Below are 13,296 nucleotides of genomic sequence, written 5' to 3'. Positions count from 1 at the left end.
TGGGTGTCCGCCTACCTTTGGTCGGATTGGTAAAAGGCGTACGGCCCCGGGGTAACTGCCCGGGGCCGTACGCGTACGCAGCGCTGATTACGCGGCGATCGTCGACGCCAGCTTCGGCGCGCCGATCGTGGTCCGCAGCTGGGTGTTCATCCGCGGAGCGGGCGAAAGCCGCAGGTCGGACAAGTCGTCGCCGACCAGCTCGGAGACCAGGCGGCCCCCTTCGAACCCGCTCGCCGACGCGGTGGCCTCGTGCTCCGCCGGTACGGTCTCCCTCGGGGCACCGTCGACCACCGGCTCGCCGACCGGGGCCACCTCGACCGATTCGAGGGCGGACACGTCGGCCGCGACCTTGTGCAGCAGCTCGCCGAGCGGAAGGTCGAGAGCCTCGCAGATGGAGGCCAGCAGCTCGCTGGAAGCTTCCTTCTGACCGCGCTCGACCTCGGAGAGGTATCCGAGGCTCACCCTGGCGGCGCGGGAGATGTCACGCAGCGTTCGACGCTGGTTGGTGCGGGCATGACGGAGCCGATCACCGATCGCCTCACGCAACAGCACGGTCATCACGCGCCTCCCTTCCCGAACTGGTGCCTCCTACGTTACCCAGAGCGGTGCCCCGAGTGCAGGACTTGACACGTACGTCCGCCAAGGGCGAACGCCTCTTTCAGTGTAGATGTTCCCTCAGCAGCGAAAACGCCGCGCCGACCGATGCGGTCCTGATCATGTCCCGATCACCGGTCTCCGAAGTGGTGCGCACGACCCGGGTCGACGGCCCGGAAAGCCCGATGTGCACGGTCCCCGGTGGCACGCCGTCCTGCCAGTCCGGGCCCGCGACGCCGGTCAGCCCGAGCCCCCACGTGGACCCGCACCGCGCCCGCGCGCCGTCCGCGAGCTGGGCCGCGACCTCGGGGTGCACCGCGCCGTGCTCGGCCAGGAGCTGCTCGTCCACGCCCGCGAGCTCGTGCTTGAGCTCCGTGGCGTACACCACGAACCCGCCGCGCAGCACCGCGCTCGCGCCGGGGATGCGGGCCACGGTCGCGCAGACCAGCCCGGCGGTCAGTGATTCGGCGGCGGCCAGGGTCTCGCCGCGCCTCTTCAGCGCGGCCACCAGTTCGGCGGCGGCGCTGTCCAGGTCCGTCATCAGGCTCCCGTCGCCCGGCGGCCGGCGGCCCGCAGGCGCACCGCGCGGACCAGGTAGTCGACGCCCGTGACCACGGTCAGCAGCACCGCGAGGCCCATCAGAGCCCAGCGCACCGGGTCCGCGCCCGCCGGCAACGGCAGCAGGTAGACCACGATGGCCACGATCTGCGTCATCGTCTTGGCCTTGCCCCCGCGGCTGGCCGGGATCACGCCGTGGCGGATCACCCAGAAGCGCAGCAGCGTGACACCGATCTCCCGCACGGCGATCACGATCGTGACCCACCACGGCAGCTCGCCCAGCACGCTCAGGCCGACGAGCGCGGCGCCGATCAGCGCCTTGTCCGCGATCGGGTCGGCGATCTTGCCGAAGTCGGTGATCAGGCCGTACTTGCGGGCGACCCAGCCGTCGACCTGGTCGGTCGCGGACGCGACGACGAACAGGCCCGTCGCGATCGCCCGCCACGTCGTGTCCGCGCCGTCGCCCGCGAACAGGGCCACGACGAACAGCGGCACCAGCACGAGCCGCGAAAGAGTGAGGATGTTCGCGACGTTCCAGGTCGGAACGGGAGTCGGCTCCGGCACGACAGCCTCCGGCGTCGGGACCGGTCCGGCGGACGCTTTCCTCGCGTCCGAGCCCGCGGCGCGGGTCATGCCCTCGCCGGCGTCGCCGGTCGCCGCACTCACCGGTCCGCGTCCGGCACCGGACGGACGATCAGGTCGACCCCGGCGGAGTCGACGACCTCGCAGCGCACCAGGTCGCCCACCTCGACGGCGGGGCGGTCCGGGTCTTCGAGGATCACGCACTCGCCGTCCACCTCGGGTGCCTGGTGGGCGGCGCGGCCGACGGCGTCGTCACCGTCCTCGGCCACCTGTTCCACGAGGACGTCGACGAACGTGCCGATGCGGTCTTCGGCGCGCTGCGCGGTGAGCTCCTCGACCAGCGCCGAGACGCGGCCGACGCGCTCGGCGACCACGGCCGGGTCGAGCTTGCCGTCGAAGGTCTCGGCCTCCGTGCCGTCCTCGTCGGAGTAGCCGAAGACGCCCACGGCGTCGAGCCGCGCGCCGGTGAGGAACCGCTCCAGCTCCGCGAGGTCGTCCTCGGTCTCGCCCGGGAAGCCGACGATCACGTTGGTGCGGATGCCGGCCTCGGGGGCGTACTCGCGGATCTGCTCGGTGAGCGCCAGGAACGAATCGGTGGAGCCGAAGCGGCGCATGCGGCGCAGCACCTGCTCGCTCGAGTGCTGGAACGACAGGTCGAAGTAGTCCGCGACGCCCGGCGTGGTCGCGATGGCCTTCACCAGCTGCGGCCGGGTCTCGGCGGGCTGCAGGTAGGACACGCGCACGCGCTCGATGCCCTCGATCTCCGCCAGCCGCGGCAGAAGCAGCTCCAGCGCCCGCGTGCCGTCGCGGCCGAAGTCCTTGCCGTAGGACGTGGAGTTCTCGCTGACGAGGAACAGCTCCTTCACGCCGTTGTCCGCCAGCCACCGGGCCTCGGCGACGATTTCGTCCGGCTGGCGCGACACGAACGAGCCGCGGAACGACGGGATGGCGCAGAACGAGCAGCGCCGGTCGCAGCCGGACGCGATTTTCAGCGCCGCGACGGGCGAATCGTCGAGCCGGGTGCGCAGCACGCGCGGACCCCAGCCGTGCTGCGCGTGGCCCGGGACCTCCACGGTCTCCGTGGCCGCTGGACGCTGCACCGGGCTGATCGGCAGGAGCTTGCGCCGGTCGGACGGCGTGTGCGACGCGACGTCGCGGCCGGCCACGACGTCGTCCAGGCGGTCGGACAGCTCGGCGTAGTGGTCGAACCCGAGCACGGCGTCGGCCTCGGGCAGGCTGTCGGCCAGCTCCGTGCCGTACCGCTCGGCCATGCAGCCCACGGCCACGACCTTGCGGCCCGTGTCGGCCGCCGCGAGCAGCGTGTCGACCGAATCCTTCTTCGCCGACTCCACGAACCCGCACGTGTTCACCACGACGACGTCGGAATCCTCCGGATCCGCGGCCAGCTCCCAGCCCCCGGCGGCGAGGCGGCCGGCCAGCTCCTCGGAGTCGACCTCGTTGCGGGCGCAGCCCAGGGTCACGAGGGAGACTCGACGGCTGCGGGCTGGCTCAGTGGTGGGAGAAGGCACGACGTTCAGGGTAGCCGCCGCCCTCCGGCCGGTCGGCGAGGGCGTCACCCAGTGCGGTGGCCCGCCCGCCTCACCCGGGAGCAGGGAGGTCCGCGAGGGTCAGCAGCGTCAGCTCGGCGTCGGCCACGGCCTCGAGGTCGACGTCCGGGCCGGCGAGGCGCAGCGCCTGCGCGGCGATCGCCTGTTCGAGCAAGGCGCGCGCCGAACGGCCGTTCGCGAAGCCGGGGCCGCGGTCGAGAGCGGCCATGCGGGCGGGCAGCGCGGTCTCGACCTCGGCGGCCAGCCGGTAGCCGCGGTGGGTCGCCATGGCGGTGAAGATGGCGGCGAGCTCCCCGTCGTCGTAGTCGGCGAACTCGACGGTGCCGCCGAAGCGCGAGCGCAGGCCGGCGTTGGCGTCGAGGAAGCGGTCCATGTCGCCGGGGTAACCGGCGGCGATGACGACGAGGTCCCCGCGGTGGTTCTCCATCTGGACCAGCAGCTCGGCGATGGCTTCGGCGCCGAAGTCGGTGGACTGGCCCTGCTTCTGCACGAGCGTGTAGGCCTCGTCGACGAACAGCACCCCGCCCAGCGCGCGCTCGCACACTTCGCGCGTCTTCGGTGCCGTCTGCCCCAGGTACTCCGCCACCAGGTCCGGCCGGCCGACCTCGACGAGGTGGCCGGAGGACAGCAGGCCCAGCTCGCGGTAGAGCCGGCCCATGAGCCGCGCGACGGTCGTCTTGGCCGTGCCCGGGTTGCCGGTGAACACGAGGTGGCGGCTGCTCGCCTCCACGGGCAGGCCGGCCTTGCGGCGCCGCGCGTCGAGCCGCGCGCCGGCGACGAGCGAGCGCACGCGCTGCTTGACGGAATCCAGGCCGATCATGCCGTCGAGCTCGGCGAGCAGGTCGTCGAGGCCGCGGGGCGGGCCGGCGTCGTCGGCCATCCCGACGCCGGATTCCCCCGGCAAGTCGGCGGCGGTCAGGAGCGAGAGGTCGGTGTCGGCCGGCTGCGCGGCGAGGCGGCTCGCCTGCTTGCCGAGCGCGGCCTCCAGCAGCCCCCGCACGGACCGGCCGTTGGCGAAGCCCTGCCCGCGCGGAATGCGCCGGACGGCTTCGGGCAGCGCCTCGACGAGGTCATCGGCCAGCTGGTAACCCTGGCCGGCGGCCAGGGCGCGGAAGATCGCGGCCAGCTCGGCGTCGCTGTAGTCCGGGAACTCGATGCGCGCGGCGAAGCGGGAGCGCAGGCCCGGGTTCGCCTCGAGGAAGCCGTCCATCTCCTTCGGGTAGCCCGCGGCGAAGACGACGAGGTCTTCGCGGTGGTTCTCCATCTGCACGAGCAACTCGGCCACCGCTTCGCGGCCCAGCTGGTCGTCGTCACGGGCCAGGTCGTAGGCCTCGTCGACGAACAGCACGCCCCCGACGGCGCGTTCGCACACGTCGCGCGTCTTGGGCGCGGTCTGCCCCGAGAACTCCCCGACGAGGTCCGCCCGCGTGACCTCGACCAGGTGCCCGGACGGCAGCACACCCAGCTCGCGGTAGATCTGCCCGAGCAGCCGCGCGACGGTCGTCTTGGCCGTGCCCGGGTTGCCGGTGAGCACGAGGTGCCGGCTGCGCGGCGCGACCTTCATGCCGGCGGCGCGGCGGCGGGCGTCCACGGACACCTCGTCGACGAGCGCGCGGACCCGCTGCTTCACCGGGGTGAGGCCGATCATCGCGTCGAGCTCGGTCATCAGCTCGCCGAGGCCGCGGCGCGGCCCCGCGTCGTCGGTCACGGCCACGCCGGCTTCACCGCCGGCGGGCAGGTCGGCGGCGACCAAAGTGGACAGTTCCGCCGCTGGGGTGTCGGGCAAGGCCGCGAGCCGCGCGGACTGCTTGCCGATCGCCGCCTCCAGCACGCCGCGCGCCGAACGGCCGTTCGCGAAGCCGCGCCCGCGCGGGATGCGCCGCATCGCTTCGGGCAGCTGGGCGACGAGGTCGTCGCCCAGCCGGTACCCCTGGCCCTGCGCCAGGACGCGGAAGATCGCGGCGAGTTCTTCGTTCGTGTAATCGGGGAACTCGATCCGGGAGGCGAACCGCGACCGCAATCCGGGGTTGGACTCCAGGAACTCGTCCATCTCCTTCGGGTAGCCGGCGGCGAACACGACGAGATCGTCGCGGTGGTTCTCCATCTGCAGCAGGACTTCGGTGACGGCTTCGCGGCCGTACTCGTCTTCCTTGTCGAGCGCGAGGCTGTAAGCCTCGTCAATGAACAGCACACCGCCGGTCGCGCGTTCGCAGACAGCGCGGGTCTTCTTCGACGTCTCGCCGATGTACTCGCCGACGAGGTCCGGCCGGGCGACCTCGACGAGGTGGCCCTTGGGCAGCATGCCCAGCGCCTGGTAGATCTTGCCCACCAGCCGCGCGACGGTCGTCTTCGCCGTACCCGGGTTGCCCGTGAGCACGAGGTGGCGGCTGCGCGTGGCGACCGGCAGGCCCGCTTCCCGGCGGCGCGCGCCGATCTGCGCTTCGGCGACCAGCGCGCGCACGCGCTGCTTCACCGACGTGAGGCCGATCATCGCGTCGAGTTCCTCGAGGAGCTCGTCGATCGGCCGGCCCGCGCGCCGCTCGGCCGCCGCGATGAGCGGCGCGACGTGCTGCGGGCCGAGGTGGATCCGGCCGTCCGGCGCGGGCCCGCCGGCGACGGCTTCGCGACCCGCCGCGTCCAGCAGCGCCTCGACGCCCCGCGCCCCGGCCGCGCCGTCGGCCAGCTGGGCGAGCCGGTCCCGGACGTCGGGCGGCAGCACGAACGAGCGCTCCGCCGCGACGACGTCCAGCAACGCGGCCACTTGCGCGGGCCGCGTGAACCGCGGCATCCGGTACTGCAGCACGGCCGACCCGAGGTCCGGTGCCTCGGTGCGCAGGCGTTCCGCCACGCGCTCGCTGCCGGTGAACACGAGGAGCCGGCAGCTGTTCTGGTCGTGGGCGTAGTCGCGAAGGGTGCGCAGGACACCGCCGGGTTCCTCGTCGAGGAGGACGTCGAGGTCCTGGATCAGCTGGAACGACGGCTCCTGCCGATCGGCGACGTACCTGCGCAGCTTGACGTCTGCGGGGTCGTCCCCGGACAGGTCCGCGGCGCTCGTGGACACGGCGTCGCTGAAGTCGACCTCGGCGCGATCCAGCTCGGCGCGCAGCGACCGCCACAGCCGGTGCTGCCCCGTGTGCGGCTCACCGACGAGCAGCACCAGCGGATTCGGCTGTTTCACGCCCGAACCCTGCCGCTGCTCCCACTCCCGGTACGCGACCGTCCATTCGGCGTACGCCTTCTCGTAGCGCTCGGCTTCACGCCGCTCCCGCGCGCGGTTGCCCACCGCGAGGAGGTCGAACGTCACCGAGCGGGTGTTGCGGGCCAGATCGTCGAGGAGACCGCCGCCCTGCGCGCCCTTCGGCCGCTCCGGCTCCGGCGGTGGCGCTTCGCCCGAGCCGCCGTGCCGCGTCCCGTCGGCCCACGCGACGACCTGCACGACCCGCCGCACGAACTCCGCCGCCGACTCCTCCCCCGCCACGAACGCCCCGCCGCCGATTCGCTCGACCCGCACCGGGGGTTGCTGCGACACGGGGAGGGGCGGCGGGCCGGCCGGACGTGGGTTCGGCACGGGCGCCTGCTGCGCGGGAAAGGCACCGTACTGACCGGTCTGGGCCGGGGGCATCGGCTGCGCGGGCAGCGGTCCGGAAGTGCCCGGCGCCTGTCCGCCCACCGGCTGCGAGTAGGGCGCGAGAGGCGGACCGGCTTGCCCGGGCCCGGTGACCGGCCCGGCTGGGGCGGGCCGTGGACCCGGTGGCACGAACGGTCCGGCCGGACCACCCGGCGGGACGGCCGGGCCCGGCTGCGCCGGTCCAGGTTGTGTCGGACCGGGCTGTGCTGGACCAGGTCGTGCGGGACCACCCGGCGCGGGGCCGGGCTGCCCGAACCCTTGCGGCGGCACGATCCGCGTCGCGGCGCAGTACGCCGGATCGGGCGGCACCTGGCCGAACTGCCACGCGCCGCCAGGCCTGGACGACTGCCACGGACGGCCCGGCACGAGCAGCCACGACGTCCCGTCCGGGCCCGCCAGCACCGTCGTCCGGCCGGCGGCCGCCTCCGCGTGCGCGGCCTGGAACGCGTCCCACCCCGAGCGCGTCATGTCCCCCGCTTCCCCTCGTCGATCTCCCGGTGCGGCAGCATACGGTGCTCACCGCACCGGGGCGATCACCACTTCAGGGCGGTCTTCACCTGCTTGTCCGCGATCGGCGCGAGGGTCGTGAGGTACGTGGCGGTCAGGTGGTTGTCGTCCATGTACACCAGCACGTTGCCGACCACGGGCGGGCACGTGGTCTTGTCGCAGAAGTAGTCCGTGAAGTCGAGGAACGACACGTTGCCCGGCACGCCGGGTGCGGCGGCGTAGGGCGCCTCGGCGGGCTGGACGGCCGCGCGGTTCAGCGTGCACGCCGGGTCCGTGGGGCTGCGCTGGGCGACGCACGCGGCCATGTTGAACGCGAACCGCGGGTTGTCGCGCACGGCGATTACCGGGATGCCGGCGTTGTCCATCTGGGCCCACTGGTTCACGAAGCCCGCCGGCGTCGTCTCGGTGATGCCGGCCTTGGTGTTCACGCTCGCGAGCGTCACGACCGCGTCGGGGTGCATCGAGACGATTTCGTCGGCCGCGGCTTTGTTCCAGTCCATGCAGCCCTGGTCACCGGGCATCAGGTCGGCCGTCGTCGAGAACGGGCACGCGCCCTTGAGCATCGACGTGACCGCCCAGCCTTCGGTCTGGACCATCGGCAGGAACGCGGCCAGGTACTGCTGGATGTGCGAGTCGCCGACGAGGACCACGCGCTTCTTCGGCGGCCCGGCCGGATTTTCCGTGCACACCTTCAGCTCTTCGTTGCGCGGCGACGTCGTGCACTTGTCGTCGGTGATGCCGGCCCAGTCCTCGGGCAGCTTGAGCGTCGGCGGCACGACCGAGGGCGACGGCGAACCGCGGTAGACGAACCCGGGCGCGTGCGCGGCGGCGCCGGGGTGGTCGGCGTCGTCGAGCGCGATCGAGTAGTTCGCCTGCGCCGTGGTGTACCCGCCCCACAAACCGGCCGCGATGAGCACCGGCGCGAGCGCGATGATGCCGAACCGGTAGGCGCCCCACCGTTTCACGGTGCCGATCTTCGAGAGCCGGATCGGGTTCTCGATGAAGTGGTAGGTGAGGATCGAGAGCACGAACGACGCCCCGACCACCACGGCGCCGCCGAGCAGGCCGACGGCCACGCGATCGCGCACCACCAGGTAGAACACCAGCACCGGCCAGTGCCACAGGTACAGCGAGAAGCTCAGGTTGCCCAGGTAGCCCAGCGGCTTGGAGCTCAGCCAGCGGTCGGCGCCGAAGACCGTGCCGGTCTGGCCGGCCACGAGCACGAGCCCGGCCGAGAGCGTCGGCCACAGCGCGATCCAGCCGGGGAACACGCTGTCGACCCGCAGCACGATGCCGCACAGCACCAGGCCCGCCACGCCGATCCAGCCGAGCACGATGCGCAGCCCGCGCGGTAGCGTGAAGGCGTCGAGGAACATCGCCATCAGGCCGCCGAGCGCGAACTCCCACACGCGGGTGAGGCCGTGGAAGTAGGCCAGTGGCTGGTCGACGGCGGTGAGGTAGACCGAGTACGCCAGGGAAAGCACGAACAGCGTGATGAGCAGCGTGTTCACGATGCGGCGCAGCGACCAGCCGCGGTTGCGCGCGAGGAAGCCGAGCGCGACGAAGATCAGGGGCCACAGCAGGTAGAACTGGCCCTGGATCGACAGCGACCAGAAGTGCTGCACCAGGCTCGCGCTGTTGTGCTGGGCGAAGTAGTCGACGGAATCGGCGGCCAGCTGCCAGTTCTCGTAGAACAGCGCCGACGCGAAGACCTCGTGAATGGTCTGGAACCAGCGGTCCTGCGGCAGCAGCAGCGCCGACGCGACCACCACGACGAGCAGCACCGTCATCGCGGCCGGGAAGAGCCGCTTGATCATCCGGCCCCACATCGGGCGCAGCTCGATCTTCCCGCGCAGCAGGGCGCGGTAGAGCTGGCCGGTGATGAGGAACCCGGAGACGAGGAAGAACACGTCGACGCCGCCGGAGATGCGGTCGAGCCAGACGTGGTAGACGACGACCAGCAGCGACGCGAGCGCGCGAACGCCCTGCAGTTCAGGCCGGAAACGGGCCTGCGCCGCAGAAGGCGCCGGAGGCTGACCGGGTCGTTCGGGTGCGACCACGGTGGTCCCGGACATGCACTTCCTCCCCGTCGGGGCAAGCGCGGGCCCCGGTGTGTTCAGCGGCTACTCGTGGCTCAGGTACTTGCACAAGCTATACGTGACCACCCCGTCGCTCACGCATCCGGGGTACCTCGATCGAGCCGTCGGCGGCCGCGGCCGGGGCAATCGATATCTTGGACCGTGTGCCGTACGACTCCGCCCGACCCGCTGTCCGCCGCGCCCGCATAGCCGACGTCCGCAAGATCAAGGCTCTCGTGGACGCCGACGCGGGGCGTGTCCTGCTCGAAAAGGACCTGGTCACGCTGTACGAGGCGGTGCAGGAGTTCTGGGTGGTGGTCGACGAGAACGTCGACGGCGACGAGGACGTGCTGGGCGCCGCGGCGCTGCACGTGCTGTGGGAGGACATCGCCGAACTGCGCACGGTCGTGGTGAACAAAGCGGCGCGCGGGCGCGGCATCGGGCACACGCTGGTCGGCCGGCTCGTCGACGAGGCCCGCGACCTGGGGCTCAAGCGCCTGTTCGTGCTCACCTTCGAGACGGAGTTCTTCGCCCGCCACGGCTTCGTCGAGATCGACGGCACGCCCGTGTCGCACGAGGTCTACGAGGAGATGCGCCACTCGCTGGACCCGGGCGTCGCGGAGTTCCTGAATCTGCCGTACGTGAAGCCCAATACGCTCGGAAACTCGCGCATGCTGCTCGAGTTCCCGCGGGATTCCGCTGAGCCGGGTGACACCCGGACGAGCGGCTAGCTGACGCGCAGCGTGATCCGGTCGCCGCTGGGGCTCACGTCGACGAGCGTGACGGTCGCCGCCGCGTAGTTCGTCGCGTGCGGGCCGCGGCTGGCGGTGTGCAGGACGCTCGTGGTCTGCTCCCCGCGGCCCGGCTGGCTCAGCTGCACCGCCACGACGGCGTCGCCGGACCAGACGCACTGCACGTGCGCCGGGCAGCGCGAGTCCTCGACGAGCCGCGTGTAGCGGACGGTCAGGTCCTTCGTGGACAGTTGCGCTTCCTGGCCCCGGGCCAGCGTGACGTCCCGCCCGGGGTCGGCGGCCACGGTCCCGGACGCCGGCCGGGGCGGCACCGCGGGCACGTGCAGCGTGTGCGCGAGCGCGACCGAACTCCCCGCGCCCACGGCGAGGACCGCGGCCGATCCGATGATCACGGCGAACTTGCGAGCGTCCATGAACCCGGGACGGAAAGATCACCGTCCCGGGTTGCATCAGAAGTCCTCGTCCTCGCCGCCGCCCGCGGGGGCGTCGCCGCCGCGGATCATGAACAGGACGCCCTCGAGCTCCTCGGGCTTGATGAGCACGTCACGGGCCTTCGAGCCTTCGGAGGGGCCCACGACGCCGCGGCTTTCGAGCAGGTCCATCAGGCGGCCGGCCTTGGCGAAGCCGACGCGGAGCTTGCGCTGCAGCATCGACGTCGAGCCGAACTGCGAGGTGACGATGAGCTCGGCGGCCTGCAGCAGCACGTCGAGGTCGTCGCCGATGTCCGGGTCGATCTCCTTCTTCTCGCCCGCCTTGGCGGCCGTGACGCCGTCGGTGTAGTCGGGCTGCGCCTGCTCCTTGGCGAACGCGACGACGGCCGCGATCTCCTCGTCGCCGACGAACGCGCCCTGGATGCGCACCGGTTTGCCCGCGCCCATCGGCAGGTAGAGCGCGTCGCCCATGCCGATGAGCTTCTCGGCGCCGGGCTGGTCGAGGATGACCCGCGAGTCCGTGAGCGACGACGTGGCGAACGCCAGCCGCGACGGCACGTTCGTCTTGATCAGGCCGGTGACGACGTCGACGGACGGCCGCTGCGTGGCCAGCACCAGGTGGATGCCGGCGGCGCGCGCCTTCTGCGTGATGCGGACGATCGCGTCCTCGACGTCGCGCGGCGCGGTCATCATGAGGTCGGCCAGCTCGTCGACGATCGCCATGATGTACGGGTACGGGCGGTACTCGCGCTCGCTGCCCGGCGGCGCGGTGATCTCGCCCGAGCGCACCTTCTTGTTGTAGTCGTCGATGTGGCGGACCTTGTTGGCCTGCATGTCCTGGTACCGCTGCTCCATCTCCTCCACCAGCCAGGCCAGCGCGGCGGCCGCCTTCTTCGGCTGGGTGATGATGGGCGTGATCAGGTGCGGGATGCCCTCGTACGGCGTGAGCTCGACCATCTTCGGGTCGACGAGGATCATCCGGCACTCGTCCGGCGTCGCGCGCGCGAGCAGCGACACCAGCATCGAGTTGACGAAGCTCGACTTACCGGAACCGGTCGAACCGGCCACCAGCAGGTGGGGCATCTTCGTGAGGTTGGCCGTGACGAAGTGGCCCTCGATGTCCTTGCCGAGGCCGATCACCATCGGGTGGTTGTCCTTGACCGTCGACGGCGCGCGCAGCACGTCGCCGAGGCGCACCATCTCGCGGTCGGAGTTCGGCACCTCGATGCCGACGGCCGACTTGCCGGGGATCGGCGCGAGCAGCCGGACGTTGTCGGTGGCCACGGCGTACGCGATGTTCTTCGTGAGCGCCGTGATCTTCTCGACCTTCACGCCCGGGCCGAGCTCGACCTCGTAGCGCGTGACCGTGGGGCCGCGGGTGAACCCGGTGACCTGGGCGTCGATGCTGAACTGCTCCAGCACGCCGGTGATCGCCTCGATCATGGCGTCGTTGGCCTTGCTGCGGGACTTCGGCGCGTCGCCGATCTGCAGCAGGTCGGGCGGCGGGAGGTGGTAGTCGCCCTCGACGGTCCGGGTGACGGCGAGCGGCGGCTCCGGCGCCTTCTTCGGCTTCTTCTCCGGGACCTCGGCGGCGGGCTTGGGCTTCGGCGGCCGCACCGGCGTGGGCGGCTCGGCCAGCATCGCGTCGAGGTCGAGCTGCTCGCCCTCGGCGTCCGCGCTGGCCTGGCGGCGGCGCGACGGCTTGCGCAGGCGCACCGACTTCGGGTCGGCTTCGGTGATGTCGTCGGCGGCTTCGGGCGCTTCGCGTTCGGCCTCGATGTCGGCGAGTTCGTCCTCGTCGAGCCCCCACGTGCGCAGGCGGTGCGGGATCTCCCGCACGGGCGTGCCGGTGAACACGAGCACGCCGAACAGCAGCGCGAGGATCAGCAGCGGCACGGCGACCCACGTCGTGACGCCCTTGGTGAGCAGCCCGCCCGAGAACGCGCCGATGATGCCGCCGGCGTACATGCGGCCGTCGTTCGTGCCGGGCAGGGCCGTGAAGATGTGCAGCATCCCGAGCACGGACAGCACGACCAGCAGCGTGCCGATCACCATGCGCGGACGGGTCTCGGGCCGGGGCTCCGACCGCATCAGCGCGACCGCGACGACCACCAGCACCAGCGGCAGCGTGACGGCCCCCGCGCCCAGCACCGTGCGCGTCGCGACCTCCACCGCCTGGCCGATCGGCCCGGCGGCCCGCCACCACACGCCCACGGCCGCGATGATCGCCAGCGCGATCAGCCCCAGGGCCAGCCCGTCACGCCGGTGTTCGGGCTCCAGCTCCCGCGTGCGCCCGACCGTGCGGGCCAGCGAGCCGACCCCCTTGGCGACCAGGTTCCACGTCCCGCGCACCCCCCGCCCGAACGCCCCGGACTTCGCCTTCCCCCTCCGCGGCGCCGGCTTGCGCGCCGTGCTCCTCGGTCGCGCCCCGGACGAACGCGGCTTCGACGGCGTGCGCGAACCACGCGCCGGCCCCTTCCCGCCGCTGCCCGCCGTGGTGCGTTTCCTCGTCGCCGACCCAGCCATGCCTCCACGGTAACGGCCCGGGACCGATAGTCACACGTGCCACTCGCAGCGCAGGGGAAACAATCGTCACGG

The 13,296-nt window shown here is 72.1% G+C and carries 9 protein-coding genes; 1 reads left to right on the top strand and 8 read right to left on the bottom strand.

What is annotated here, in order from left to right; all coding sequences use genetic code 11:
- Positions 1-87: 87 nt before the first annotated feature.
- From ACIA77_RS37230 to ACIA77_RS37205, 6 genes are all read right to left on the bottom strand, one after another.
- Positions 88-558, bottom strand: coding sequence for a helix-turn-helix domain-containing protein (locus ACIA77_RS37230; protein ID WP_204095025.1), 471 nt, complete (start codon positions 556-558; stop codon positions 88-90).
- Positions 559-658: 100 nt separating this feature from the next.
- Positions 659-1,135 carry a CinA family protein gene (locus ACIA77_RS37225; RefSeq protein ID WP_395890796.1) on the bottom strand — a complete coding sequence of 159 codons (477 nt, stop codon included), beginning with the start codon at positions 1,133-1,135 and terminating at the stop codon, positions 659-661.
- Positions 1,135-1,818, bottom strand: coding sequence for a CDP-diacylglycerol--glycerol-3-phosphate 3-phosphatidyltransferase (gene pgsA, locus ACIA77_RS37220; protein ID WP_395890795.1), 684 nt, complete (start codon positions 1,816-1,818; stop codon positions 1,135-1,137). The genes ACIA77_RS37225 and pgsA overlap by 1 nt, the downstream gene beginning before the upstream one ends.
- Positions 1,815-3,263 (bottom strand): 30S ribosomal protein S12 methylthiotransferase RimO, encoded by a 1,449-nt coding sequence (rimO, locus tag ACIA77_RS37215; RefSeq protein WP_395890794.1) that lies wholly within the window; start codon positions 3,261-3,263, stop codon positions 1,815-1,817. Before rimO ends, pgsA begins: the two co-directional genes overlap by 4 nt.
- Before the next feature lie 70 nt (positions 3,264-3,333).
- Positions 3,334-7,398, bottom strand: a complete 4,065-nt coding sequence (locus tag ACIA77_RS37210; protein ID WP_395890793.1) for an AAA family ATPase — start codon at positions 7,396-7,398, stop codon at positions 3,334-3,336.
- 65 nt (positions 7,399-7,463) lie between these two features.
- Entirely contained in the window at positions 7,464-9,512 is a 2,049-nt protein-coding gene (locus tag ACIA77_RS37205) for an acyltransferase family protein (protein ID WP_395890792.1), read from the bottom strand.
- Positions 9,513-9,679: 167 nt separating this feature from the next.
- Between ACIA77_RS37205 and ACIA77_RS37200 the strand changes: the two genes are divergently transcribed.
- A complete protein-coding gene (locus ACIA77_RS37200; protein WP_395890791.1) occupies positions 9,680-10,246 on the top strand; it encodes an amino-acid N-acetyltransferase in 567 nt (188 codons plus the stop codon).
- Here ACIA77_RS37200 and ACIA77_RS37195 read toward each other — a convergent pair.
- Positions 10,243-10,680 (bottom strand): hypothetical protein, encoded by a 438-nt coding sequence (locus ACIA77_RS37195; protein WP_395890790.1) that lies wholly within the window; start codon positions 10,678-10,680, stop codon positions 10,243-10,245. The genes ACIA77_RS37200 and ACIA77_RS37195 overlap by 4 nt on opposite strands.
- Positions 10,681-10,716: 36 nt before the next feature.
- The gene (locus ACIA77_RS37190) at positions 10,717-13,224 is read right to left on the bottom strand and encodes a DNA translocase FtsK (RefSeq protein ID WP_395890789.1); all 2,508 of its coding nucleotides are present in this window, start codon (positions 13,222-13,224) and stop codon (positions 10,717-10,719) included.
- Positions 13,225-13,296 lie beyond the last annotated feature (72 nt).

This window comes from Amycolatopsis sp. NPDC051903, assembly GCF_044452505.1.
In the GTDB taxonomy this organism is placed as follows: domain Bacteria; phylum Actinomycetota; class Actinomycetes; order Mycobacteriales; family Pseudonocardiaceae; genus Amycolatopsis.
Note: the sequence above shows the minus strand (reverse complement) of the source record. Positions and strands in the feature narration are given on the sequence as shown.

Coding starts and splice junctions, on each gene's coding strand:
- ACIA77_RS37225 (WP_395890796.1), bottom strand. CDS start 1,135: ATGACGGACCTGGACAGCGCCGCCGCCGAACTGGTGGCCGCGCTGAAG.
- ACIA77_RS37230 (WP_204095025.1), bottom strand. CDS start 558: ATGACCGTGCTGTTGCGTGAGGCGATCGGTGATCGGCTCCGTCATGCC.
- ACIA77_RS37195 (WP_395890790.1), bottom strand. CDS start 10,680: ATGGACGCTCGCAAGTTCGCCGTGATCATCGGATCGGCCGCGGTCCTC.
- ACIA77_RS37205 (WP_395890792.1), bottom strand. CDS start 9,512: ATGTCCGGGACCACCGTGGTCGCACCCGAACGACCCGGTCAGCCTCCG.
- ACIA77_RS37210 (WP_395890793.1), bottom strand. CDS start 7,398: ATGACGCGCTCGGGGTGGGACGCGTTCCAGGCCGCGCACGCGGAGGCG.
- ACIA77_RS37190 (WP_395890789.1), bottom strand. CDS start 13,224: ATGGCTGGGTCGGCGACGAGGAAACGCACCACGGCGGGCAGCGGCGGG.